The 25,295-nt window shown below is 37.6% G+C and carries 22 protein-coding genes and 1 pseudogene; 3 read left to right on the top strand and 20 right to left on the bottom strand.

The window, feature by feature from the left end:
- Positions 1-58: 58 nt before the first annotated feature.
- The 6 genes from ACVWXS_RS15065 to ACVWXS_RS15090 form a co-directional block, all read right to left on the bottom strand.
- Positions 59-250, bottom strand: coding sequence for a hypothetical protein (locus tag ACVWXS_RS15065; protein WP_368637709.1), 192 nt, complete (start codon positions 248-250; stop codon positions 59-61).
- A 517-nt stretch (positions 251-767) separates the two neighbouring features.
- On the bottom strand, positions 768-2,450 hold the full coding sequence (locus ACVWXS_RS15070) for a methyl-accepting chemotaxis protein (RefSeq protein WP_456958820.1): 1,683 nt from the start codon (positions 2,448-2,450) through the stop codon (positions 768-770).
- 485 nt (positions 2,451-2,935) lie between these two features.
- Positions 2,936-4,489 carry a YndJ family protein gene (locus ACVWXS_RS15075; RefSeq protein ID WP_456958822.1) on the bottom strand — a complete coding sequence of 518 codons (1,554 nt, stop codon included), beginning with the start codon at positions 4,487-4,489 and terminating at the stop codon, positions 2,936-2,938.
- A complete protein-coding gene (locus ACVWXS_RS15080; RefSeq protein ID WP_456958823.1) occupies positions 4,458-5,069 on the bottom strand; it encodes a DUF4166 domain-containing protein in 612 nt (203 codons plus the stop codon). The genes ACVWXS_RS15075 and ACVWXS_RS15080 overlap by 32 nt, the downstream gene beginning before the upstream one ends.
- 1 nt (position 5,070) lies before the next feature.
- Positions 5,071-5,979: a DoxX-like family protein gene (locus tag ACVWXS_RS15085; RefSeq protein WP_456958824.1), complete on the bottom strand. Its 909-nt coding sequence runs from the start codon at positions 5,977-5,979 to the stop codon at positions 5,071-5,073.
- 27 nt (positions 5,980-6,006) lie between these two features.
- The gene (locus ACVWXS_RS15090) at positions 6,007-6,480 is read right to left on the bottom strand and encodes a hypothetical protein (protein WP_456958826.1); all 474 of its coding nucleotides are present in this window, start codon (positions 6,478-6,480) and stop codon (positions 6,007-6,009) included.
- A gap of 408 nt (positions 6,481-6,888) precedes the next feature.
- On the opposite strand from ACVWXS_RS15090, the gene ACVWXS_RS15095 reads away from it, so the two are divergent.
- Positions 6,889-8,550: a DUF6138 family protein gene (locus tag ACVWXS_RS15095; RefSeq protein ID WP_456958828.1), complete on the top strand. Its 1,662-nt coding sequence runs from the start codon at positions 6,889-6,891 to the stop codon at positions 8,548-8,550.
- A gap of 158 nt (positions 8,551-8,708) precedes the next feature.
- On the opposite strand, the gene ACVWXS_RS15100 is transcribed toward ACVWXS_RS15095, so the two are convergent.
- From ACVWXS_RS15100 to ACVWXS_RS15125, 6 genes are all read right to left on the bottom strand, one after another.
- Positions 8,709-9,257 (bottom strand): tubby C-terminal domain-like protein, encoded by a 549-nt coding sequence (locus ACVWXS_RS15100; protein ID WP_456958829.1) that lies wholly within the window; start codon positions 9,255-9,257, stop codon positions 8,709-8,711.
- Positions 9,258-9,320: 63 nt separating this feature from the next.
- Complete coding sequence (locus ACVWXS_RS15105) at positions 9,321-10,427, bottom strand: DUF4179 domain-containing protein (RefSeq protein WP_456958831.1); 1,107 nt, start codon at positions 10,425-10,427, stop codon at positions 9,321-9,323.
- Entirely contained in the window at positions 10,411-10,953 is a 543-nt protein-coding gene (locus ACVWXS_RS15110) for a sigma-70 family RNA polymerase sigma factor (protein ID WP_456958832.1), read from the bottom strand. The genes ACVWXS_RS15105 and ACVWXS_RS15110 overlap by 17 nt, the downstream gene beginning before the upstream one ends.
- 339 nt (positions 10,954-11,292) lie before the next feature.
- Positions 11,293-12,009, bottom strand: a complete 717-nt coding sequence (locus tag ACVWXS_RS15115) for a toast rack family protein (protein ID WP_456958833.1) — start codon at positions 12,007-12,009, stop codon at positions 11,293-11,295.
- 185 nt (positions 12,010-12,194) lie between these two features.
- Positions 12,195-12,584, bottom strand: coding sequence for an SRPBCC family protein (locus ACVWXS_RS15120; protein ID WP_456958835.1), 390 nt, complete (start codon positions 12,582-12,584; stop codon positions 12,195-12,197).
- 74 nt (positions 12,585-12,658) lie between these two features.
- The gene (locus tag ACVWXS_RS15125) at positions 12,659-13,840 is read right to left on the bottom strand and encodes an MFS transporter (protein WP_456958836.1); all 1,182 of its coding nucleotides are present in this window, start codon (positions 13,838-13,840) and stop codon (positions 12,659-12,661) included.
- Between the two features lie 105 nt (positions 13,841-13,945).
- Here ACVWXS_RS15125 and ACVWXS_RS15130 point away from each other — a divergent pair, with 105 nt between their 5' ends.
- Complete coding sequence (locus tag ACVWXS_RS15130; RefSeq protein ID WP_456958837.1) at positions 13,946-14,860, top strand: LysR family transcriptional regulator; 915 nt, start codon at positions 13,946-13,948, stop codon at positions 14,858-14,860.
- Between the two features lie 126 nt (positions 14,861-14,986).
- Here ACVWXS_RS15130 and ACVWXS_RS15135 read toward each other — a convergent pair whose 3' ends face one another.
- The 6 genes from ACVWXS_RS15135 to ACVWXS_RS15160 form a co-directional block, all read right to left on the bottom strand.
- Positions 14,987-15,985 carry a sensor histidine kinase gene (locus tag ACVWXS_RS15135; RefSeq protein ID WP_456958838.1) on the bottom strand — a complete coding sequence of 333 codons (999 nt, stop codon included), beginning with the start codon at positions 15,983-15,985 and terminating at the stop codon, positions 14,987-14,989.
- On the bottom strand, positions 15,982-16,653 hold the full coding sequence (locus tag ACVWXS_RS15140; RefSeq protein WP_374966978.1) for a response regulator transcription factor: 672 nt from the start codon (positions 16,651-16,653) through the stop codon (positions 15,982-15,984). Before ACVWXS_RS15140 ends, ACVWXS_RS15135 begins: the two co-directional genes overlap by 4 nt.
- Positions 16,650-17,633: an alpha/beta fold hydrolase gene (locus ACVWXS_RS15145; RefSeq protein ID WP_456958840.1), complete on the bottom strand. Its 984-nt coding sequence runs from the start codon at positions 17,631-17,633 to the stop codon at positions 16,650-16,652. The genes ACVWXS_RS15140 and ACVWXS_RS15145 overlap by 4 nt, the downstream gene beginning before the upstream one ends.
- 130 nt (positions 17,634-17,763) lie before the next feature.
- Positions 17,764-18,186, bottom strand: coding sequence for a DUF1801 domain-containing protein (locus ACVWXS_RS15150; RefSeq protein WP_456958841.1), 423 nt, complete (start codon positions 18,184-18,186; stop codon positions 17,764-17,766).
- 110 nt (positions 18,187-18,296) lie between these two features.
- Complete coding sequence (locus tag ACVWXS_RS15155) at positions 18,297-20,108, bottom strand: ABC transporter ATP-binding protein (protein ID WP_456958842.1); 1,812 nt, start codon at positions 20,106-20,108, stop codon at positions 18,297-18,299.
- Positions 20,108-21,838 (bottom strand): ABC transporter ATP-binding protein, encoded by a 1,731-nt coding sequence (locus ACVWXS_RS15160; protein ID WP_456958844.1) that lies wholly within the window; start codon positions 21,836-21,838, stop codon positions 20,108-20,110. Before ACVWXS_RS15160 ends, ACVWXS_RS15155 begins: the two co-directional genes overlap by 1 nt.
- 294 nt (positions 21,839-22,132) lie before the next feature.
- Between ACVWXS_RS15160 and ACVWXS_RS15165 the strand changes: the two genes are divergently transcribed.
- Complete coding sequence (locus ACVWXS_RS15165; RefSeq protein ID WP_456958845.1) at positions 22,133-23,029, top strand: M23 family metallopeptidase; 897 nt, start codon at positions 22,133-22,135, stop codon at positions 23,027-23,029.
- Positions 23,030-23,161: 132 nt separating this feature from the next.
- Here the strand turns inward: ACVWXS_RS15165 and ACVWXS_RS15170 are convergent, their stop codons facing one another.
- The gene (locus ACVWXS_RS15170; protein ID WP_374966984.1) at positions 23,162-24,202 is read right to left on the bottom strand and encodes a ribonucleotide-diphosphate reductase subunit beta; all 1,041 of its coding nucleotides are present in this window, start codon (positions 24,200-24,202) and stop codon (positions 23,162-23,164) included.
- A 12-nt stretch (positions 24,203-24,214) separates the two neighbouring features.
- A pseudogene (locus ACVWXS_RS15175) lies at positions 24,215-25,126 on the bottom strand (ribonucleoside-diphosphate reductase subunit alpha); the annotation flags it as partial.
- Positions 25,127-25,295: the final 169 nt, after the last annotated feature.

Raw genomic sequence — 25,295 nt, forward strand, 5'->3', positions numbered from 1 at the left:
ATCCAAATATTTCGGATACTATGTGTCAAAGTCAATTTTCTCATTCCTTCGACATTTTCTAATTTAAATATGTATTATGTGAAATATTTTTTTCTCGCTCATCGATCACTAGATGAATAATAAATGCTAGCTGTTGCTCAATTCTCAAATTGTTCATCTGAAGGATCTCCGCTATGGCACTTTTTTGATTCTCTTTTAAATCTACTTTCTCTAGCATTAACATAATTTCTTCTTTTGAAAGCCCAAACATGCTTTTTTCACCTCAATTTCATCGAAAAATTATTATTTCATAAACATTACACTTACTTCTAAAACAATGCACTATTACCACTTTCCATGAACATTTTATACTAATTATAGGATAAATCATGGAAATTAATCAATCCAAAATCAATTTAATTTTAATAATATTTTAACTTCTCTAAAAACCATTAATATTATTTTATAATAATTTATATTGAAGTTACTATTTCGTTGCTTGTCTTATTATAATTCTATCATAAAAAATATTAGCTTTTTTGTCGAATTTTAACATTTTACATCAACACGTATAATTGCAGAAGAAATCATACATAATTGAAACTATTTAACCTAGTTTTCATTCGAGCACTATCGACGAATTGCGCATGAAATTAAGAATTTTTTACTACTTTCTCTTAATAAGAGACATAGTGCATTCTTAACAAAATAAAACCAGCAATTATACGATTTATTCGTCAATTGCTGGTTTCACTGATTTTCTTTATTCTATTTAATAGATTTAATTATTATAATTTAAACTTTCTCGTAAGCTCGTTTAAATTTTCCGCCATGTCCGCTAAATTTACTGAACTATTGTTGATTTCATCCATAGAGCTTGCTGCTTGTTCAATCGTTGCAGAGGTTTCTTGAATTCCTGCTGCGGACTGTTCTGATATAGCTGCAATTTCGTCCACTGATTTATGAATATTAATCGTATTTTGTACAACGTCTTCTAGCTTCGTCGACATGTTGTCAATATTCGTTGACATCGAGTAAACAGCCTCTGCAATCTGGCTGAATGTTTCATTTGTAGCGGCGATTTGTGTTGTACCTTTTTCAACTTCTCCAAAGCCAGTTTCCAGTGAAGATGTCACCATGTTAGAATCTTGTTGAATTCTTTGAACAATACCCGTAATATCGTCTACTGAGACAGCTACTTGTTCAGCAAGTTTACGAACCTCATCTGCAACGACCGCAAAACCTTTACCATGTTCCCCTGCGCGCGCCGCTTCGATCGCAGCATTGAGCGCTAGTAAATTCGTTTGCGAAGCAATATCCTGTATAACAGCTACAATTTTTGAGATTTCCTGTGTTTGTTTACTTAGTTCATCTACCTTATAAACAGCATCCTTCACAATATGATGAATGGATGTCATTTGCTCAGTGGATGCGTCCATTAATCCTTGGCCCTCTTTCGTTAAAGCCATGACGTTTTGGGAATACTGATGAACATCCTTACTGCTGTTATTGACATCTGACATCTTTAGGGTGAATTCTGCCATTGTTGTGGCTACATCTGATGCGTTACTCGCCTGCAATTCTGTACCACTCGCAATTTCATTTACTGTATCAACAATTTGTTCCGTACCAGTCTTCACCTCTGTGGCAGATTGCATAAGCTCTTCACTATGCGCAGCTACGTCAGTTGATACTGTTTGAATTTGCTTTAATAAACGATTCAAAATATCCGACATCGTATTAGTCGCTTCTGTAAGTTGCCCTACCTCATCTTTTGAATTCGCAATAAGTGGAGGCTCACTTAAATCACCTTCCGTAATTTGTTGCATACGTTTTGTCACTGTGATGATTGGTCTTGAAATTAGTCGAGCACTAAACAATGCAATGATCATTGCAATGATCACAATCACAGCACCTACGATCATACCTGTAAGCTGCTTAGTCTCTCCTGCTTTAATAATGTCTGCACCCAACGCATTTATCGATTGCTTACGATCCTCGGCTAACCCTTCAAAGCCTTCGCGTATTTCCGTAGCCTCTTCACTCACAATAGCTAAATTTTTCTTCGCTAGTTCAAATTGTCCTTGATCATAAACATTAAATACTTCTTCTCTAACATAGCGGGTCCATTCCTTAGCCATTGCAGCATATTTGTTGAATTCTTCCGAATCTGTCAATGCTAAACGTATTTTTTCATTTTCTTGAGCATGCTTTACATTATCTTCAAAAATCTCCTTATACTTGTCATCACCAGAAAGGATATATCCTCTAACTGCGGCAATTCTTAGCCCTATCGTTTGAGCTTCCTCAAAATCTGTAATTAGTAATTGCAATTCTTCATCAATAATTTTTTCCGTTGCTTTGTTACTTTGCATGACTGCATAAGAATTATAACCGATGTATAAAACTACTATCGCTACTACAATACTGAAGGAAAATACGATTCTTTTACTAATTGACTTAAAATTCATTTCAAAATCTCCTTATTTACCAAATGTAATTTAAATGTGATTTTGCCTATCAATATTAATTTACCATTCTCAAACCGGCCTTGGATGGTTTATGAATTTTTCCCAAAGTTAAAGAAATAAGTAGTTAATTTTTATGTATTTTCTAGCATCTTCCAAAACCAAATTTACTAAACAGATGAACTATCTCCAAACCCTTTTAACAAGACTTTCGTTCTAAAAAAAGAAACAGCCTCAAAAGTAAGCTGCTCCCTTCTTTAGAAAAACGATCATCCATCCCAAACTTAGTTCCTCATCATACTTCGCAAACACAACATAGGGCATAAGTCTGTAATAAAGAATCATATTTTGTTCATCCGCGAGTTGAATCACTGCTTGCATATAAACAAAGTGAGGATTTCTTGCTTTCAGTTAAGCACATCAAATCACCCCTTTATTGCGTCCAAAAGGTCCTTCTCGTAAAGCCAAGCTGATTCCTTTAAAATTATCTATTTTCGTGTAATTCGATAGTCGATTTGTAAAAAAGGTACACCAAAAATCCGCATTTTATGTACGGCCGTTAGCGTTTTTTCGTTTTTTGCAGTAATCGTAAAATGTTCTTGTATAGGTAGTTTGAATAAAAAACGATTGATGGCTAAATAAATGCCCGCATCTCCAGCATGATTACTCGTTAAATGTAACTCTCCATGATCCTCGTATAAATATAACACCCCGATCATTGTTGAAAAAGGCAATGGTAGCGCAATATTCATATAGGTTGTTTGCCCTGTCGTGTGCTTAGAATAGATTGCAACAAAGACTGTTTGTTTATCGATTTGACGAACCCAAGCACGTGGAGCAAGTCGCCCATCTTGCAGTTCATCCACTTTAACAATCCTACCTGTCATCTCGATTTCCTTACTAGAAAAGGGTAAATTCAGCTGTTGCATGACACGACTTATAGCTTGATAAATCAACGCAAACGGTTTAAACCAAGTTTTCCACTGTACAGAGGCCTGCAAACGATACTGACTGGTTTCTTCATAAAAATGTGGAATCGTGTAAGGTAGCTTTGTCGTATCAACAAAGTCACTAAGCGCATCGACTAAACCTGGATGCGGATCACTTTGGTCTTGCAATTTCCCCCGAATTTGGCTAACTGGAAAATGAAATGGTTGGTGTGTAGTGTCTGGTATTGCTAAAGCCCAAGCCAGAACCCCTACTCCACCGAAGAAAACACCATTCATAATTCCATGAAATTTTAGCATTTCTGGTATCCCTACATAGGAATTACCTACAAGATTACTAAATGCATACATAAACGACCATAATATCGTGATACATAAAGCACCGTAGGAAATTAGTAATAGCAAGCTTTGTTGACGAGGAAGTTTCGTTTTTAGAGCAAGGAAAAATAAACAGTAAATAGCCACTATATAAAGTACCACTGAAATAATTTCTAGTATCGTAGAAAACGTGATACCGAGTGCAACAAGAAGCGGACCTGTTACTAAAATGACAACGACCACATTGTAGCAGCTGCCCTTATGAATACGTCCAAAAAGACCAATCGAAATCGCTAATAGACAAGCTGAGTAATGAAAATGAATAGCTGTTAACCACGTGATCAATGATGAAAAACCTGTATCAATATTTGCGATATAAGCGAAAAACCATAGTCCCCCAATAAATAGGTAGATTAGTCCAACATCAATCGAAATTTCTGCCATATTGGTAAAGCCTCGCTGTAAAAATCTCTTAACGCCTTGCACAGCTATAAACGCAGTATAAAGAACATAGATCAGTGCTAGAGCGATTGCCACCCAACCTTCAGACCACCAGTGGAGCATCGTAACAGCAAGCATCATTACGACAACAATAGAATCGCCGACTTTGCTTATGTCTATGACCATTTTCACCATCGCAGGAACGAAGATCAGCTGAGCAACTGTAAGTAACAACATATAATTAGGTTGAACACTAAAGACAAAACAAACGACCGTCAGCACAAATCCTAAAAGTACTACGGGGCTACCTAGATTGTTGCGTAAATTCGCCAGCATACATCATCAGCCTCCCAATCAACGGATTATGAATGGACACATGAATCGTAAAGACATTCCTGCTATCATCAAATCCTTCCTCGACAACAACTCGTCCCTCCAAAATATTGGGTATCGAACATTCTAATTTCGAGACTACAAATCGTTGAACACCGGAGCGAATAACTAATCGTCCCTCACTTGTCACCGCAAAATGTAAGTCTGAATAAAAAAGAGCTGGTGAACCTAGATAGTCCTTCACTATTTTTTGAACTGGTTCAATTGTCATCCTCGCATCAAAATGTCTTGTTTTGTTAGAAAAATAGAAGGTACGCTCCCATAACACTTCATGTTCCCCACTTGGCAATGTTCGACAAGTATTACAAATTGAAAACGGAACATCCTCACCTGATTCAGGAAACAAAAATCTCGTTTTTGTAGCGATCGCATAAAAGGGACGTAGCCACTTTGCACCAGACTCAATTTTGCGCATCACACCCGTAGCATAAAAAGGTTGATCGACTGGTAATGTATAACGCCTCTGAAGCATTGGATGAAGGCGTCTAAAATCCTCGCCCAACAAAGTTTGATAAATCGTCATGTTACTTCCCCCGCTTTCGTTTACAGCTTTTGGCACTCGGCATATCTTGACAAAGAACAAAGCCAATCATGGACAATACCCATAATGCTAGATTAAATGTCACTGGATTGAACGGAGCAGTAGCAATCGTTTTATCTGCTAAAATGGCCCCCAATGTTAATAGCGGAAATAGTAAAATTTGAGCTCCAAACAAGAAACGCTTCCCTCGAGGTAACAGCCAAAAAAGTGCAAAGATCATCTCTGCAATGCCAATCCATTTTACAATTTGACTAACATGGCTGTTCTCCCCACCAAGTAATTCCTCAATCATCATCACTTCAGTAGGATGCTGCACCATAACTTTCGGCACAAATCCATGGTACAACCACACAAAACAAAATAAGACACTGATCAGGATTGTTAAAAAAAAGCGACGATACTGAGAAGAAGGATTTTCTCCCTTTTCAAGCCATCTTTTTAAGACATCGAAGCTAAGAGCTGTTGCCCAGCCCATTATTGGACGAAACACTCTATCAAATAACTTTCCTAGTTTTCCATAGCGAACATCGTAGTCATACTGTGTTAAAAATGTAAGTCCCTTGTCATGAGGAATATACCGCCAGTACCCTTTCCCTTCTGCAATCGGTGATATTTTTTGAGGCGTGCCAAAGTGTAATGACGATGTTTTGCTACCATTTCCCTTCTGATGCTCACCCTTACTTTCTCCCCATCCACTAACTGTTAAGCCTGGCATTACCTTCGTTTCATAAGTAAAACGCTGAGGCTCTTCTGGTGAATTTTTCTCCATATATGTAATAGAGGTAAAACGTAAATCCCATTGCTCGTGTAGCTTTGGATTTTGCGTATACGTCCATGCTTCCTCTATGGGTGCATTTATCTCTATCTCCACATAAATTGGGTTTTTCTTCACGCTTTCTTCCCTCCTCGATGGAAAGCACTATTCAGTCATATTTTCTTTCATTATCTTAGCAGTTGCTTCAAATAGCAGCTGGTCTACTAAACGATAGTTTTTCCCGCTGTTTTTCATTTTGCCACCTGCTACAAAGTGAAATCCTCCAGCCTGATCAACCGTTAAATGAAAAGTTGTTCCTCTTTTATAGCTTGTAAGACTGACATCATAAGATTGAATATCTTCCTTATTATCCTTGTAGCTTATGTCTTTTTTTGTAAATCTACTATCTGATAATAGTGTAAGATAGTCATGAACCTCTTTTTCTTCCTTTAGAGAAATAATTTTTACCTCGTCATTTTGAGTGCTTACGATATCGATGCTTCTAATTTGTTCTTCAAAAAGATTCATTGAAAATTCACTTTCAATCGATCGCTCTTTATTAATAGAAAAACTATACCCTGCGAAAATCAATATCATGAAAGCAACAGCTACTACTATTCTTTTAATCACTGGATACATCCTACCTCCATTTGAAAATCGATTTATACTATTATAGCAGTAAATTGATTAATCACCATAAATTAGGATTTACCCATTAAATTTCAATAAAATAATAATAATTGAATAGAAATGACAATTTGCCAAGTCTACTAGTCGAAAGTAGCCCGCCAAAGAAAGGGTTTAATTAAAATTATCTAACCTCTATAGATCTCTTTTTATTGGAGATTTATGCGAACCTGACTGTGAAGAATATAAATTTTTGAACTTGAACTAAACGAACGGATCCGATTAGTAAAAAAGTTGTTCGCTTTTAGTGTAAAATTATGTAAAATATATTTAAGTTGAAACTATAGAGTAGGTACACTACACCTTTTACTTATATTAACTAACTGAGCAACTAGAATGTGATATTAGGAGGAGAGACCTTTGAATCAAGCTGTGGATGCTTTTCTGAATAAGGTATGGAAGGAAATCACTACAATTTACGCACAAGAAAGCAAAAGGATTAATGAGATTAAGGATGGAAGTAATTTGCAAGTTGGAGTTCACAATTACCTCCGAGTGACGTGGAGAAAAGGCAAGTTTACCTGGGCTAAAGGTAAAATTCATATCGATTTCTCCAAGTTGTCATACTCCAGCTCGTATAAATTGGAAGCGGATACTTACATCATGGAGTTGACTGATGAACTTCTGACTGAGGAGTTCTTTCCTGCTTTGTGCGGGCTTGTGGATGATCTGTTCCGCTCAGAGGAACTGGGACCTCGTTTCTTTGATTACAAGTTTGAAGTTGTATTTGAGTTTGAGTGGGAGAATTCGAAATTAACGCTTAACAAACAACTGTTGAATGAGCCCAAGTTGAACCAACTCCAAAAGACGCTGGATCATTTTATTCAGACGAGGATTCTTCCTGATTCGCCCGTGTTACCTGAAGAGAAAGACGTTTTCTTTTTCGCCTATCATTTAGGCAATCCTGATTTGATGAAACAAGACGTGGAAGTAATTGATCCTTTGGTTCGTCGTCTCTCCGACAAGCTGACTACTAAGCAAGAGCTCAAAAATGGTTTGATTAGCCGTTATACTTTGGCGTTAAAAAAATGGGTGAATAATTACTTTTTACCGCAGCATTTTACCAGATCCGATGATTATGGAATGATTTGGACTTTGAAAGAGGATCATCCTTCCGTAGATGCTAGAGAAATGGATTTCTTTCTTTATGTGGCATTGCAAATTGGATTTACAGAGACCGATATCCCGCAGGAATATATGGAACTTGCGGTACAATTGGGGTCTAAGAAAGCTGCAGATTATTTGAAAAATGGTAGCGGAAAATTTGCTCGTACATATCGAGGAGAGCTGATAGAAGGAAGAAATAACGATATTACACAAACGATAGAAATTCGGATTCTTTCCGAAGAAGAACTTGCTTATAAAGAAGCGTTGGATTATATTATTGACCTTTTGAAGCAAGGGTTTTCCAAAAGTTATCAGCTAAAGCTGGAGAGTAGCCAAAAGAACTTCCTTCCTTTGAAGGAATTGGCTAGGTCCGAGCTACATCAGTTTTTTGCCAATGCGCTTAGCTACCCTGCTTTGTTCCCGAAGCTTGCAGAATATGCGGATACAGCTATGGAAGAGTACGCATGGTACGAGGATGTAGAGCCGAGCGAGGAATCGGTCATGCCGGGCACATATGCAGTAATGGGGCTTGGCTTGTACAGCGAAGATTATTTTCCGCTAGTCTGCCGTTATATGGAACTAGTAGATACAGAGCATCAGTTAGCGCAGGATGGCTATGCAGAGGCGTTTATTGAGGCGCATGGCGTAAAGAAAGAGCTTATGCCAGTGATTGTTTCTATATTGCAGGGAGGGATTGATGAAGGCACGCTGGTCAAAAATCTGATCATCGACAGCCTTGAGCTTGCCGGGGCGCTATTCGAGGCGCTGAAAGACAAAGAAATTTATGAATGCGAAATGGTACTGTGTAGGATTTTTGAGAGCATAGAAAATCTTGTAGAAGAAACCCAAAAGGCACAAGCACCATTAAAAGAAGCATTGGACCAGCTGTTGGCGCTTCAAATCGAAATGACCTGATTTGCCACATTCAATAAGAGCATGTTTTGATTAATTTTTTCAAAACATGCTCTTTAGATTAGCTCCAAATTTTATTACAAAGATTTATCGCTCTAATTATTCAGTTTATCGAAAACTTTTTTGAATTTATCGCACTACTTTTCAAATTTATCGACATATTACGCGCCCACAAACAACACGGCCTGTCCAATCGCAATAAAAAAGGCTTCATGCTGTATCGGGCTGTTGTCTTCGATTTGCAGGGTAATTTCAAAATGAGTCTCCTGAAAAATGGCCTGCCAGCGCGCAATGGGTTGATCGTCTAGAGAGAATATGGACCAGTCCTCCATCTCTTTGTTCAGATTTATTTTTTGGACACCATCTGTAATGATTAAATCTGGGATCATAATTTGCCAGCCATCATAAGCAATCATATAGTCCTTCCCTGTGATGAAATCCTTGCCTTTGAAATGCACTCGCCCACGACGCGACACCTTTTTACAGGTGAAAAGAGGCTGACCAGCGACATCACTGACATCGAAACGTACAAAATAACGATAGTCCATTGAGCGGTCGAATGCTTTTTTCAGTGCGTTTGAATATACACGTTGAACAGTAAAGGTTACTTCCCCCGCTTCATTTAATACTGCTACCTTTTCTGTTGACTCGATCGCCGCTGGTTGCTGATATGTATAAATTTTCAATACCTTCGCTCCTTCAATACTCATGCTTCCTTAAAGCTACCATAAAATAAGCGCCAAATACAAAGATTGTATTTGACGCTTTTTTCATTATTTTTGTTGGGAAGGGATTTCTACTGTGAATGGTTGGAACTTCACTTCTTTTAAAGATGATTTATCGAAAGGAATTTTCGTTTCTACCCCAGCACTATCAATTTGAACACCCCCACCGCCTGATGGAAGCATTAAATACGGGGTAATAATTAATTTACGAACATCTTTTGAAATCGGGTCAAAGGATTTTGTGCTACTAAAGTTCCATAGGCCATTATCGAAATGACCTTCTGTCCCACCAGAATGCGATGTAATTTCCTTGCCATTCTCATCGGTAATATGGAATTCTATATGCGATGCACCTACTTGTGGATTATCAATTGTGCCTTTTTCAGAAGCTTTATAATCAAGAGCTATACCTGATGGACTTAATGAAATTTTGGACACATCCAGTTGAATGCCATCTACTTGTTGCTGATGATGAACTGGAAAATCAATAGTATTCGTAATCTTTTTAACAGGAACTGTAAATTCCCATTTTTCCCCTTCTTTCCCTTCTAACGTTAAGCCCATATCAAAGGAATCCGGCATGTCCTCCTTCACGTTAAATCTTGCGATGCCTGTACGGACCGTTGAACTTACAACTTTTTCACCATAGCCACCAGAACTCACTTTAGGGTTTTTACCATTAATAGTAAAGTTCGGTCCTGCCCCGAAGTAATAACCACTTAATTCCTTTTCAGAATCAATTGTAATGCCTACCGTAATATTTGATTCATCATATAGTACTTCATCTACAGTTACGGAAATACCGTTAATGGTCTGCTTTTCTCTAATCGTGCTTGTTAACCCTTGTTCGCTAGCTTGTTTTAGCCCAAGTAAGCCAGAGTTACTAAATACCGACCCAACAATCGGTAGCTGCGATAAAGTGCTTGCGAAGGTTGGTGATACATAGGCTGCAGAACCTATCATTATACTAAATGCGGCTGCCGTGCTTGCTATATATAATAATGGTTTACGTTTGCTTTTTCTTTTCATTTGTACAGGTGGCTGACTCATATTTGTTTGCTCCTCTGCTTGTTGTATTCCTTTAGCAATCGCTCCTCGCACCTCATCTCTTGGGAATTCTGGAAGGGGTCCGTTTACATTAAATGACTTTTTCATTGAACGTTGCACTCCTTTCTAATTCTCGCTTCAACTGTTTTTTTCCACGATGCAAATACGTTTTAATCGTGCTTACTGGCTTTTCCATTATTTCTGAAATTTCTTTAATCGGTAAATCGTGATAATAAAATAAGATGATGGCCATTTGTTGAGAATGATTGAGGTGCTGTATAGCTTCCGATAAATCAATAGGATTACCCGTGACATTTTCTTGCTCTTGTAAACGATTTAATAATTCACTTTCTTCATAAGGAATGATTTTTTGCCCTTTTTTAAGTAATCGGTAGCACTCATTAATTAAAATGCGAAACAGCCATGTGGAAAAAAATTCTGGATGCTTTAACTGGTGAACGGTTACATAGGCTTTACACGCTGCCTCTTGAATCGCATCCAGTGCATCCTCTTTTTGGCCAACATAAGAAAGCGCAGTATAAAATAGTTTTTCTTCCTCTAAAATGAGTAGCTGCTCAAACGCTTCCTTATTCCCTGCAATAGCCTGTTTGACGATAGATAGATCATGTTCCATGCTGTTTCCTCCTTTCAATACTTAGAGTAAATAACCCTATCAAAAGGTTTCACTTTTAAATATTTCTTTTTTTATAGAACAAAGCGGTCCTACCTCCAATGTTGAAATAAGGTACAATGTAAAGTTTCCATAATCGTTCCGGCGCTTTGACTCTTCTATCCGCATCTTCTGTTTTTCTATCGGTAGCTTTGACTCTTTTATCCGCTTCTTCCGCTTTTATCCGGCACTCTGGCTTCTCTATCCGCTACTTCGACCCTTTTATCCATCACTAGTACTCGCCAAATATTATAGAACAAAAAAATAGACTACTTCATCCAAAGTAGCCTACTTAACTTTTCATTATTTATCCAATTCAAAAGAAATATCGCCTACACCGATTTCCGAGTGCAATTCTAGCACTACATCTGCTTTTTCATATGCTTCATTGACATACACGCCATTCCCTTTTGAAATAAAATCTTCTATATTGGAAGAGCCGATGCCTTTTTCTGTTGTCAGCTTTACCCCAACCTCTGATGGTAAAATGACTGTAGTTTGACCAACACCTGTTTCAATGTTCGCTTTGAAGCTTTTTTTCCAATCTCCACCTAAATTCACAGTGAGATCGCCAACGCCTGTTTCAATCTCTAATTTTTCCAACTGAAGACCTTGTAAATCAAGTTCTGCATCCGAGGCACCTGTTTCAACGAAAAGATCCATTGGAATATCTTCATTCAATTCGATATCCCATGTATTTTTTATTTTTCCCAAACGCACCTTCGTGGAACCTTTTTGGTCAATCACCACTTCTCCTGTCTTGCCGCGTAAGTCATATTCAACTTTTGGTGCCAGTTTATTAATGTTATATTGAGCCGTACCCTCAACCCAATCTTTAGCACCTTTTTTAACCGTAATTTCTCCAACACCAAATTGTATTTCAACATCTAATTTCTCTGCTTTATCCTTTTCAACTAAGATTGTTTCATCTTTAGTTTTACCTGGTATGACTGAGTTGCAGCCTGATAAAACAAATAATGAAGCACTTATGACTAATCCAAAACCAAAAAACTTTTTCAAAATAATTCCTCCTACCGTATAATATACCACTCATTAAATTGTATCAAAATACCAATTTATAAATACGCCCCTCAGCTTTAAATTCATCTACGACCTAAGACGTAGTGAGGACTTTTCTCATGAATATGACCCAACAAAAATGAACCCTGTATTGTGACACATTTGCCTTCATACAGGGTTCATTTTTAAAATTTGGGTATATTTTTTTCCTCTACTAACGCCTTCAAATTAGTAAGAGAAGCCTCATAGCCGCTCATATTAAAAGTTGCGGTGGTGCCATTTTGTTCTTCCTTCAGGACAATAGCAATGACTGTTTCTGGCACTTCTAAGTAAAACGAAAACTCCCGATTCGGAAGGACTTGTTGTATCGTTAACATCATCGGTAATTCTTCGGAGAGCTGATTATGTGCATTCGGCATTAATGTGAAAGTTATTTTTTCACCAGCCTCTAATTTAGGGATCTTCCATGTTGAACCTGGGGCGTACCATTGCGACAGCTGCTCTTCATCCGTAATTGCTTGCCAAACTGTAGCAATACTTGCATCAATCCAAATCGAACTTTTTTCTTTATTCATCATTGCGCTCCTCCGTTTGCAGAATTCATGCCTTTTCAAATAATTTTATCCTATTTTAGGAAATAGAACAAAATTCACCTTTTTAAAGATCTAAATAAATTAACTGCACCTAGCGCTATAAAGATCGCGACAATGTCCATCGCCAATTGATAGCTTGAAAAAACCGTTACCATGAAGCCAAATAATGAAGGGGCAATCACAATAAATAGTTGATTTAACGTCAAGGCTGCACTTACAGTTAGAGCGACATAATGTGGATTTGATCGCTCTGTCACACAGGCAATATACAATGAATACCAGCCAAGCGCTACAAAGCCTAATAAAAAGCAGAATAGTAGCATTAATATTTTCTCCTGCAGGATAAAAGGCAATAGAACTGTGAAAATAACTGCACTCGCCATCACCATGATTAATAAATGCTCCCGCTTCTGTGCAAAAAATTGATCACTGATCCAGGCAATAGCTACTCTTCCAATCATTCCTCCTAATAATACAAGGCTTAAATACTGCCCAGCCTCAGTTAATGAATAATCACCCTCTTGATGTAAATAACTCATAAAATGGGCGACAAGTATCATTTGTAAGGTCATCATGACGATACCTACAATATAAATCGGGTATAATTCTTTGTTATTTTTAATGGCACTCAACTTTTCTTTAAAGGTTACAGATGATGCCACCGCTGCGATATGATTTTTAGGTTCCTGATAGATCAGTAAAAAAATTAGTCCACCAGCAATCGCTACCAAGCCTTGCACAAGATGCACCGATGTTAGGTTATAATGATGGTACATATATGTGAGGATAACTGATGCTAAAGCGCCACCAATCGGAATACCTGTCTGCCGAATACCAATCGCCAGCCCTCGATGTTTATCCGGAAACCATTTCACAATGGCCGTGCTACCTCCTGTTTGCGCACTTCCATACCATATCCCTACGACTACTAATAAAATGATTAACACCGTATAGCTATTCGCCAACATGAGCAGTAAAGCTGAGAACCCTAGTAAAATAGAGCCCCATCCGATGATTTGTTTTTCCCCTTTCTTATCCATTAAATAGCCAAAGACAATCATCGAGAAAATGGGTCCAATATTAACAGCTGAAACAATAAACCCTGCTTGGAACGATGATAAATTCCATTCAGTTTGATAAAATGTAGCAATTGGCCCCATGCCGTACGTTACAAAAGTTGCCGCAGTTTGGGAAAGCGTAGCTACTAATACGATGATCCATTTATAATATGTATTCATGAAAATTCCTCCAATACCGTTACACTGATTCCTTTGAGCAGTATAACTTTATGTATCTAGAGTTTACGCTTGCCATAGCAACGCGTAAAATGGAGGAAAATGATAGTGGCTATCAAAAAATTTAATAGGTGTGTGAACGACAACATGAACATAGAAGAAATAGCATTAAAAATTGAAATTTTGGAGAGGCAAAATCTCAGTAAATCCGCAGAAATGACGAATTATACGCAATCTGCCTTAACGTCTAAGGTAAAAAAAATGGAGGCTGAAATTGGTCAAGAAGTTTTTAAACGTACACCGCAAGGCTTAAAAATTACGGATGTAGGCATACAATATTTAAACTTTTTAAAGCTGATTACCGAAGAGTACGATGAATTTTTACAAGCAATCGGGGCAGCACAAACGAACACAAAAATTAGCTTTGGCACTTCCCATACAACAATCAAAATTTATGGCGCATCCATTATGAATAGCTTGCAAACAAATAATATACCTTTAGATGTCGATTTCACAGTAGAATCTAGTACTTCCTTAAATGAAAAAGTACACAATGCCGAAATGGATTGTGCACTAACAAGTAACCCTATTAAACATTATCCTGATTTAAATTATGACATGATTGCATCCGAAACATTTGAAGTCATATCGAATAATGCACATATCATTAATTTTGAGGAACGTTCACCCGTTACATTACTTGTACTAAGTAAAGGATGTATGTATTCACGCGCGATGTCCGAGTGGCTGAAAAAGCATCAAGTTCCGTTTACGATGAAAGAAATAAAATCGGTGAGTAGTATTCTTGATTTCCTTCAAATAGACAATTCGATTGCTGTGTTAAATACAAAACTAATTGATTTATATAACTATACGAACATTCACTACTACGATTTACAGCAGCTCCACAACATAATAGAAACAGTCTTTATTTACAAAAAGAGCGACAGCAAACAATCACCCATTGATCAACTAAAAAATGTTATTGAATCATTACTGGAAGCCCCTATTGAACAAAGCTAGTTCGATAGGGGCTTTATCAGTTTATCGGAACTGTTTTTAGATTTATCGCTCTAATTTTTAAATTTATCGGAACGATTTACAGATTTATCGGAACAATTTTAGAATTTATCGCCTAACTTTCATAATTTATCGATATTCAGCGAAAGAAAAACAATAAAAAGTTCCTTCACCAGTTGATTGTAACGTATAGGTAATAGTCAATATTCTTGTGATATCTTCTATTATTTTTAACCCTAGACCCGTACTTGCATGATGCTGTTCAAAACCAATCCCATTATCGCTCATATAAACCTTGCCTTCTTTAATCGTTACCTCAAGTTTTGTGGCTTTTGAATGTTTCATTGTGTTTTGAAACACATTATCGAACAAGCGTTGTAGCCATAGCTCATTGCTCGTCCATGTTAAATCGGTATCGTCTGCATGAAAGATTAGTTCGATGTTATGCATTCGATATAAGTAGCTCCACTTTTTTATCATCGTTTCCAACAATATCGTGAGCTGCACTTCTTCATTCACAACATAAGAATTTTCGATTGTATCTAAGGACTGCACATTAAATTCATTCGTTAAGTTAGCCATGTATTGAATTTGCTCGTTTAAAGACTCTATCATTTTCGGTTGATCTTTATAGTGGTCTTCTAGATAAAATAATTGTAAACGGATCGCAGTGAGCGGTGTATTAATATCGTGTCTTAGCTTTTGTAGGAGCTCTTTTTGCAACTCCTGTTGTTGCTTAAGCTCTAATTCCCGATAGGTCGTTCGCTCAATTAAAATATTCACAGACTGAATGAGCTGTCCAATTTCATCCTCACTACCAACCTTTAATGTACTTGGTGTTCTTTCATTGCTTGCTAAGTCACGAATCGTTTTGTTTAGCATATTAATTTTGGAAAGTAATGAATTGATTGATTTCGAAAATAAAAACGCTAGCAAACATAATGACAGAAAAAATACAATCAGCATGGCTGGATAGGCAAACGATTCATGGAATGGTGTGCCTTTATTGCGCGTTTTAAAGGCAACATCATAAATAATGGACATTGATACACTGATTCCTAACAAGACGATTGGCACACTAACAATGGCAGAAAATAATAACATTCGATATTTTGTTTTTAATGTCATTTCTTTATGTAGGTATTTAATCGATACCCTTCTCCGTAAATATTTTGAAGGATGTACCCTGAAGGATCATCCATTTTTGTTCTGATCTTTTTGATGTGAACATTGATAATATTATGATTTCGATCCTCAAGCGGCCATAAATAGTCAAAAAAATGATCCTTTGTTAAAACTCTGTCCCTGTTGTCAAATAAATAAAAGAAGATTTTACGTTCAATCGCAGTCAATGAAATTTCATCATGAATCGTATTAATAAAAACTTTACGATGCTCACCATCAATTAACAAATGCTGGATTTGCGTAAATGTTCCATATTGCTGCGTTAGCATTTTCTGTATTCTTAATAGCAGCTCTCTAGGGTCAAAAGGTTTTGTCATATAGTCTTCTCCAACCGTTAAGCCTTGAAGCTTGCTGTCGATATCATTACGAGCAGACAGAAAAATAATAGGTATATTTAAGCCTAAGCTTTTAATATTCTTTGTCAGCTGATAACCATCTTCCCCTGGGAGCATAATGTCCATTATCACTAAATCAATTTGATGAATAATGCTCATCATTTCTTGCCCATCTGTTTTCCATACAACATCGTAACCTTCACGCTGTAGTATTTTTTGCATCAAATCACCAATCATCGGATCGTCTTCTACAATTAAAATCGTAAATCCTTTCATTCCATCAGCCTTTCATTCGTTTGTTTCATAAATTCCATAGCAAAATGATAAATCTCATCCGGTTTATACAAATAGATGCTATGGGTACCACTTAATTCTTTCACATCTGCTATATGTATTTGCTCAGCAAATTCCGCATATTTCTGGCGATTGTACTTCGTATATTTGGAATCTTTATGTTGTTTAGCAATGGCATCAATCAATAAAATAGGAGTGTCTTTTGGTTTTGGAAGCTTTTCTGATTTCATACTATTATCGTATACATGTAATAGCTCATTTTTCATATCATCATTCAAAAATTGTTTAAAGGATAGTGCTTTATAGATTTCTTTTTCTTCATCCGTTAAAAAATTTTGCTTCATTACTTCTGGATTATACACTTTCGAAGGTGCTAGTCGGTGTAAGCCCATTTCTGTTAACAGATGCATTCCTTTAACAGTCCAAGAATCGACTACTCCCATTTTATGCTCTATATATTGGCTTGGCAAACTGATATCAAGTGCAATAATCCCTTTAATTTCTTCAGGATATTTTTGTGCCCAATAAATTGCTTCAACCCCCGAAATGGAATGTGGTACTAGTATATAAGGAGGCTTATTACCACTTTGCAGAAGCGCTTCTCTTGTCTGGGCTAAAATTGTATCAATATCTCGTTCGTCGTTAGAGACATCACTATATCCATATCCAGCTCTTTCAACAACAGCAATCTTATGTTCATGTGAAAATTTACTATAAAGTCCTTTCATCTCATAAATAGGGGCCGCAACCCCTGAACCTGCCATAAATACATATGTGTCCTCACCATCGCCCTCAGTATACACATTCATTTTGTTATGATCGACCTCTACAATCACTCCTTTATTTTCCAAAATATCAGATTCCTTACTTAACTTGTATTGATGATAGCTAAATATCACGCCAAGCCCAAGTAGCATTAACGCAATAAAGTAGATTCCTATTTTCTTAACTAGTTTTTTCATACAATTCTCCTCTCAGTTGATACTTGAAAGGATACACGTTAAAAATAAATTTCTAATAAATTTTTTCAAGAAATAAAAAAGCTGTCTAAAAGTTTTTACACCATTTAGACAGCCCTTGACCCGAAGAGAATTATGATTGGGGATACGTTTTTTGTAAAAAAGATACAGATTGTTTAATAAGCGACTTTAATACTTCCTCATCAACATCTGCTAGTTTATTAATATAAACACAAGCTTTTCCTGTAGTATGTTTGCCAAATTCTTGTAATAATTGGTCTCGCTCACTGTCACCTGGGGCAAAATATAAACTGACTTTAGCCTTTCGAGGAGAAAATCCAACTAAAGGTGCATCGCCTTCATGTCCAGATTCATATTTGTAATGATAGCTACCAAATCCGATTATACTTGGCCCCCACATTTTCGCTTCATGCCCTGTTACTTCAGCAAAAATATCTAATAGTCGGTAAGCATCTTCACGTTTCTTAGGATGATCAACGTTTTCTATAAATTCAATAACACTGTCATCCGTTTCTTTCGTTTTTAATTCGTACATGTTTATGCCTCACCTTCTACATTTTAGTGCATCATAACGTTTACAGAAGTTTACCACAACTGCTATACCAAAAGCTGTCTAAAAGTTTTTAATAGACCGCCTTCTATATCTTACTCCACTTGCTCTAGCAAAAGTTTTTGCTGTAGATGACTATAAATACCTTGTTTTTGCATGAGCTCTTGGTGATTACCCTGCTCAACAATTTCTCCCTGTTGAATAACAAGAATTTGGTCGGCATTTTCGATTGTTTTTAAGCGGTGTGCAATGACAAAGCTTGTGCGTCCCTGCATCAAATGCTGTAGGCCTTTTTGAATATCAACCTCTGTTTGCGTATCCACACTAGACGTAGCTTCATCCAAAATTAAAATATCGGAATTTTCTAAAATTTCCCGGGCAATAGCAAGTAATTGTCGTTGACCTTGACTAAGGTTTGCCCCGCCTGCCTGTACAGGTGTATCATACTGTGCTGGTAAATATTTTATAAAATTATGGGCATTAGCAATTTTCGCCGCTTCCTCCACTTCTGCATCCGTAGCGTCAAGCTTACCAAAACGAATATTTTCACGAATCGTCCCAGAGAATAAATATGTATCCTGTAGTACGACACCTACTCTTTGACGAATTGTTGCCATTTTATAATCCTCGATGTTATGACCGTCAATTAATATTTCACCTGCATCCACATCATAAAAACGAGTTAACAAATTGATAATGGTCGTTTTCCCTGATCCCGTCGGCCCTACAAGTGCAATAGTGTCACCCGCCTTGGCATGAAAGCTAATATTTTTCAGTACTGGCTTCTCTGGCACATAGCTAAAGGACACATGTTGAAATGCCACATCCCCTTTTAAACTTTGACAATCAATGGCATGCTTTTTATCAGCTACTTCTGAGGGTTCATCTAAAATTTCAAAGACTCGTTCTGCCCCAGCAATTGCCGACTGGAATGTATTTAAAAGATTGGATAGCTGATTTAACGGACGGAAAAATTGTCGTGTATATGTGACAAACGCAGCGATTACCCCAACAGAAACAATACCTTTTACCGATAAAAACGCTCCTGTGCCAATGACAACAGCTAAGCCTAAGTTATTCATAAAGTTATTAATTGGACCTAGTAGACCAGAAGTAATTTCTGCGCGCTGTGCCGAGTTACGGAGATTTTCATTTTGTTGATGGAACATATCGATGGTCTGTTGCTCTTTCCCAAAAAGCGTCACAACCTCCGCTCCCGTAATCATTTCCTCAATATAACCGTTAAGCTTTCCTAAATCACGTTGACGCGCCGCATAGTTTTTACTACTACGTTTCACAATTTGCTTCGTCGTAAAAACAATTAGTGGAATAATGATAAGTGTAACAATTGCGAGCTGCCAGCTTAAAGAAAACATGGCAATACTAACACCAATGACTGTTAAAAGTGACGATACGATTTGTGTTACACTTTGTGCAAGTGCCGTATTTAAATTATCAATATCATTAGTCACACGGCTCATTAAATCACCAAGTGCTCGCTGATCAAAAAATCTCAGTGTTAACGTTTGCAGCTTCTCAAATAGTTCAAGACGCAGTGTTTGAATGGTTTTCATGGCCACATGAATCATGACATATGTTTGTAACCATGTAAAAATAGACGCTACTGTAAAAATAACTGCTAGTACAATACCGAGACGAATGGTTCCAGCGATGTCCTTTTTCATAATGTATTCGTCAACGATATGTCCGATTAAGTACGGTCCCGCTAAGCTTAAAAATGTAGAGGCCACAACAAAAAATATAGAGCAATAAAGCCCTGTTTTTTGTTGCTTCACATATTGCCACACGCGATTGATCGTTGCTTTTGAATTTTTAGCCTTTTCAGCTGGTCCTGCCATACGTGGTCCACGTCCAAAACTCATTTGCTTTGGTTGATTTTGACTCATTATTGTTCACCAGCCTTTTGCTGTGAAGCGTAAATTGCTTGGTAGGAATTATTTTTCTGTAATAATTGTTGATGCGTACCTTGACCAACAATCTCACCGTCCTCTAATACTAAAATGAGGTCTGCCTGTTGAATAGAGGCAATTTTAGACGCTACGATAAACGTTGTTGTGTTTTTATATTGATCGCTAATGGCTTGCTGGACATGTTTTTCAGAGGCGCTATCAAGAGCAGATGTTGTATCATCCAGCACTAAAATAGCTGGCTGTCTTACAAGTGCACGCGTTAATGCTAGTCGCTGCTTTTGACCGCCAGAGAGATTTGTTGCCCCCTGTGAAAGTTCATGCGCTAAGCCTTTATCAAGTCGCGCAACAAATTCTGTGGCACATGCTGCATTAAGAGCTTGCTGTAATTCTTCTAAAGTTGCATCTTCCTTCCCAAGACGAATATTGTTTTCAATTGCACCAGAGAACAGTAGTGCTTTTTGAGAAGTAAAGCCGATATGTTTTCGTAAAGTTGGTAATGCATATTCCTTAAGAGGCTTTCCATCTAAGTGTATTTCGCCACACGTCGGATCAAATAAACGTGGTAAGAGCTTAACTAGCGTTGATTTTCCGCTTCCTGTTTTTCCGATTAGACCTACCGTTTGCCCTACTTTCGCCGAAAATGAAATATTTTTCAAGACATCCTCAGCTGTTTCATAATAACGGTAGCTTACATTTTGAAAGTCCAAAGCCCCTTGAATGGGTGTAGTAAGCGCATTTTCAGCTTCCTTAACCGTTACCTCTCTGTTTAAGACATCCACGATACGCTCACTTGAAGGGATCGCACGGGCTATATGCATGAGCACCATGCTTGATGACATAAGTCCATTTAAAATGATCGTTAAATAGTTGATAAAAGCGAGAATAACCCCTACTTGCAAAGTCCCTGCTTCCACTTTAATAGCACCTAGCCAAAGTCCAGCTACGATTCCGATATTCACAACAAACATCGTAAATGGCACTAGAACACCAACAATTTGTTCTGCTGTAATAAAACGTTTCGTGAGCGTATTATTGAGTTCACTAAATTGTTCAGTTTGTTGTGTTTCACGACGGAACGCCTTCACGACACGAATCCCCGCTAAATTCTCCTGAAGCTTCGTGTTCACTCCATCAATTGCCTTTTGAACCTTGCGATACAGGACACCTGAATACTTGGTGAAAAAGTACATCGCGATTATTAAAATTGGGACGATCATAAGCAGTATGGAAAATAGCTCACGCGCTGTCACAAAAACAATAATGACCGCTCCAATAAATAAGAGAGGCCCACGCACAAAAATACGTAGCGTCATCATAAAGGCGCGCTGAATACTTTCCACATCACTTGTTAATATCGTAATGAGCTTCCCTGTCGTAAAAGCCTCCCGTTCCTTTGCCGAATACGTCATCATTTTCTTATAAAGTGACTGACGTACATCAGAGGCAAAATGGATGGCCGCCTTCGAACTATAATAAGAACAACCAACCCCGCCAACAAGTCCGAGCGTAGCACTTAGCAGCATCAACACGAACATTTTCAATACATATGGATTGTCGCCATTGGCAATGCCCGTATCAATCATCTGCTGCATTATGGTCGGCTGAAGCAAATCCATCGTCACCTCAAGCACCATAAGAAGCGGTGCAATCAAGGTGAAAAATTTATAGGGCCCTAAATACCCTCCTAACTGTTTAATTGCCTGCATTCTTTCGTCTCCGTTTCTTATAAATCATAACTGCTCTAATTATAACTGAAAAACATTCTCAAACGGCAATTAAATTTCGTGTCTCGTAATATTATGGACACGATTGATATTTTATGTAGTTTATAGTTACTGTAGCAATTGTTCAGGCTATCAGCTTTCGATTATCTTATAAGGAAGATCAGTGGCAAAGGTTCAATTACTATTATCACTATGATAGAATGAAAATCAGAGATAAGTAAATATTACCAAAAATGTTATAACTCACACCAAACATCGAAAGGGGGTTGAGAAATAGTGTTTCCCATCTTTTTTTCCATTGGTTTGCTCATCATATTGCCTGCCAGCTTTATTATTTCGCTATGGAAAGCTGCTTTTAAAAGTAAACTGGAATGGTTGTTGGACTCATTGGTGACTACAGTACTAATCGTTTGGTTATTTCAAGCAGGAAACTGGAGTTGGGTCGGATATTATGTTCGCTTTCTTTGGTTGATTCTCTTGATTGTCACTTTCATTTTTTCTTGGAAAAGGATAAGGAATTTACCGTTTACAAGAAAATACACTCTAAATCAAAAGTTTTCAATTGGTACATCTATTGTCCTTATTTTGGTTTTTGGTACTTATAATGCTTTGATTGTAAAAAGCTATATAGTAGCCGAAAAAGGAATTGAGTTATCTTTCCCACTTAAGAATGGCACCTATTATGTCGGACAGGGTGGCAATCAGGTATTAATGAACTATCATCAAGACCATCCTGGCCAAAAATATGCGTTAGACATTTTAAAATTAAATACGCTTGGAACCCGCGCAAGTGGACTATATCCAGAAGAATTAGATAAGTATCAAATATTCACAGAGGATTTGTATAGTCCATGTAACGGAAAAGTAGTTAATATACAAAATGGTTTACCTGATCTCCCTCCTCCTAAATCTGATCCAGAAAACCCTGAGGGCAATCATGTCGCCTTATCATGTGAGAACTATGATGTTACCGTTTTATTAGCCCATATGCAAAAAGGCAGCATAGTGGTGGAAAAAGGAGAAAAAGTAACGACGGGCCAAATACTTGGGAAAGTAGGAAACTCGGGAAATACAAGCGAACCACATTTACATATTCACGCCGAAAAGAACGGGAAAGGTGTACCGATTACATTTAATGATCGATTTTTAGTGAGAAATAGTTTGGTACGATAATATAGTCAACCCCTACTGTTTATTGCAGTTTAACCCGAGCAGTTCTTTCTTTTACCTAAGCGTTTCCCCTACCCCGAGCACGCTCAAAAAAATACACCTCAATGTTATTTCAACATTGAGGTGTATTTAGCATTACAAATCATCAAACCCGTTATCTTCTACATTAACCTTCACATATTGACGAGAACGTTGCTCGAAGAAGTCCGTTTTTCCTAAGTCAACATCCTCGTAAGCTTTAACCCACTTCAATGGATTTTTGCGATAGCCCTCAAATGGACGCTCAACGCCAAGCTGATTACAACGAACATTGGCATAGAAGTGCACATAATCATGGACATCTTCCACATCGAGGCCATCAATTTTATCGCCAATCACTTCATTGGCCCAATCTACCTCTAGCTGTACGGCCTCACGGAATATTTCCTGTACACGTGCTGCTCGTTCAGGTGTATCGTATTCAGGATATTCCGCTAATAGCTCTTGATAAATTTTGATGAATAAATCGACATGAAGCTGCTCATCGCGATTAATATAATTAATCATCGTTGACGAGGCCACCATTTTTTGATTGCGTGCTAAATGATAGAAGAACGCAAAGCCAGAATAAAAGAATAAACCTTCTAAAATCACATCATAGATAATCGCTTCTAGCATATTTTCAACAGATGGCTCTTCCGAAAATGCATGGTAGCCTTTAATAACGAAATCATTGCGTCGCTCTAACACAGGCTCCGTTCGCCAAAAGTCAAACGTACGATCCTGCTCATTTTTGTTCACAATACTTGATAGCACATAGGAATAAGAGTGATTATGGATAACCTCTTGCTGCGCTAAAATAATCATTAATGCATTTAAGCTTGAATCTGTTAAATAATCTGCTACTTTACCAGCAAAATCTGTTTGTACACTATCTAAAAGTGCTAGTAAACCAATTATTTTCAAAAATGATTCCTGTTCAACTGCTGATAGCTCAGGAAACTGCTTCACATCATTGCTCATATTAATTTCAAATGGTGTCCAGAAGTTACCAAGCATTTTTTTATACTTTGGATAAGCCCAGCTAAAACGCACATCATCCCAGTTTAAAATGTTAGAAGAGCGACCGTTCACAATCCCTGTTGAACGGTTCGGCGCTTCTTTATCCATAATTTGTCGTTTCGTAATCGTTGTCATCGTTACTTCCTCCTAGCTTGCACAAGACTCACATTCTAGCAATTCTACAGACGTTGAGCGTACATAATAAGTCGTTTTCACACCACTCGCCCAAGCGTTCATATGTAGTGCCAATAAATCCTTCGCCTTAATCGTATTTTGAACATATAAATTAAGTGAAATGCCTTGGTCAATATGACGAGCTCGTGCAGCATTTTGCTTGATTGTCCAATTTTGATCGATGAAATAAGCTGATTTATAATACCAAGTCGTCGTCGGTGATAGATCTGGTACGGTTACTGGAATTTTGTAATCCTTTTTCTCCTCTGAATAACTCTTTTGGAAGATTGGATCAATCGTTGCCGTACTACCCGCTAAAATAGATGTTGATGAGTTAGGGGCAACTGCCATAACATAGCCGTTACGCATACCGTTATCAGCAACTGCTGCGCGTAACGCATTCCATTTATCACTGTCGTAGCCACGTTTGTCAAAATACGCACCAGTATGCCAATCTGAGCCTTCAAATAATGGGTAAGCACCTTTTTCACTTGCCAAATCGTTAGAAGCACGAATCGTTAAATAGGCAATTTCCTCATATAGCTTGTCCGCAAATTCTACAGCTTCCTCAGACTCCCATTGAATTTCATTCAAAGCTAATAGGTGGTGCCAGCCAAATGTTCCAAGCCCGATACCGCGGTAGCGTAAGTTCGTACGTTCTGCTTGTTTTACTGGAATTGTATTTAGAGCAATAACGTTATCTAGCATACGTACTTGCACCGGGATCAATCGTTCTAGAACACCAGCCGGTACAGCTCTGCCTAAATTAATAGATGATAAGTTACATACAACGAAATCTCCAGGCTTACGACGCGTAACGATGACATCATCCTCTAGGGTAATTGACTCAAATTCAGTAGCTGACATATTTTGGAATATTTCTGTCCTTTTCTTCAACTAGGTTCGCTAAACCTAATCCGTTCTCTTATGAACTGCTGTATATCACTATACAGAGGAGACTATATCATCATCCTTAGCTCTACCTGTAGGATGCTCCGCTTTTCCCTTTATGAATTATCCCTATATCGGGCCTCGCTTGAGGGGTACTCTACTC

The organism is Lysinibacillus sp. TE18511 (assembly GCF_054062295.1).

Bases quoted from the DNA above. Each gene is read 5' to 3' on its own strand.
- ACVWXS_RS15065 (WP_368637709.1), bottom strand. From the start codon at position 250: ATGTTTGGGCTTTCAAAAGAAGAAATTATGTTAATGCTAGAGAAAGTA.
- ACVWXS_RS15070 (WP_456958820.1), bottom strand. From the start codon at position 2,450: ATGAATTTTAAGTCAATTAGTAAAAGAATCGTATTTTCCTTCAGTATT.
- ACVWXS_RS15075 (WP_456958822.1), bottom strand. From the start codon at position 4,489: ATGCTGGCGAATTTACGCAACAATCTAGGTAGCCCCGTAGTACTTTTA.
- ACVWXS_RS15080 (WP_456958823.1), bottom strand. From the start codon at position 5,069: ATGACGATTTATCAAACTTTGTTGGGCGAGGATTTTAGACGCCTTCAT.
- ACVWXS_RS15090 (WP_456958826.1), bottom strand. From the start codon at position 6,480: ATGTATCCAGTGATTAAAAGAATAGTAGTAGCTGTTGCTTTCATGATA.
- ACVWXS_RS15100 (WP_456958829.1), bottom strand. From the start codon at position 9,257: ATGAGTATTGAAGGAGCGAAGGTATTGAAAATTTATACATATCAGCAA.
- ACVWXS_RS15105 (WP_456958831.1), bottom strand. From the start codon at position 10,427: ATGAAAAAGTCATTTAATGTAAACGGACCCCTTCCAGAATTCCCAAGA.
- ACVWXS_RS15110 (WP_456958832.1), bottom strand. From the start codon at position 10,953: ATGGAACATGATCTATCTATCGTCAAACAGGCTATTGCAGGGAATAAG.
- ACVWXS_RS15120 (WP_456958835.1), bottom strand. From the start codon at position 12,584: ATGAATAAAGAAAAAAGTTCGATTTGGATTGATGCAAGTATTGCTACA.
- ACVWXS_RS15125 (WP_456958836.1), bottom strand. From the start codon at position 13,840: ATGAATACATATTATAAATGGATCATCGTATTAGTAGCTACGCTTTCC.
- ACVWXS_RS15135 (WP_456958838.1), bottom strand. From the start codon at position 15,985: ATGACATTAAAAACAAAATATCGAATGTTATTATTTTCTGCCATTGTT.
- ACVWXS_RS15140 (WP_374966978.1), bottom strand. From the start codon at position 16,653: ATGAAAGGATTTACGATTTTAATTGTAGAAGACGATCCGATGATTGGT.
- ACVWXS_RS15145 (WP_456958840.1), bottom strand. From the start codon at position 17,633: ATGAAAAAACTAGTTAAGAAAATAGGAATCTACTTTATTGCGTTAATG.
- ACVWXS_RS15150 (WP_456958841.1), bottom strand. From the start codon at position 18,186: ATGTACGAATTAAAAACGAAAGAAACGGATGACAGTGTTATTGAATTT.
- ACVWXS_RS15155 (WP_456958842.1), bottom strand. From the start codon at position 20,108: ATGAGTCAAAATCAACCAAAGCAAATGAGTTTTGGACGTGGACCACGT.
- ACVWXS_RS15160 (WP_456958844.1), bottom strand. From the start codon at position 21,838: ATGCAGGCAATTAAACAGTTAGGAGGGTATTTAGGGCCCTATAAATTT.
- ACVWXS_RS15170 (WP_374966984.1), bottom strand. From the start codon at position 24,202: ATGACAACGATTACGAAACGACAAATTATGGATAAAGAAGCGCCGAAC.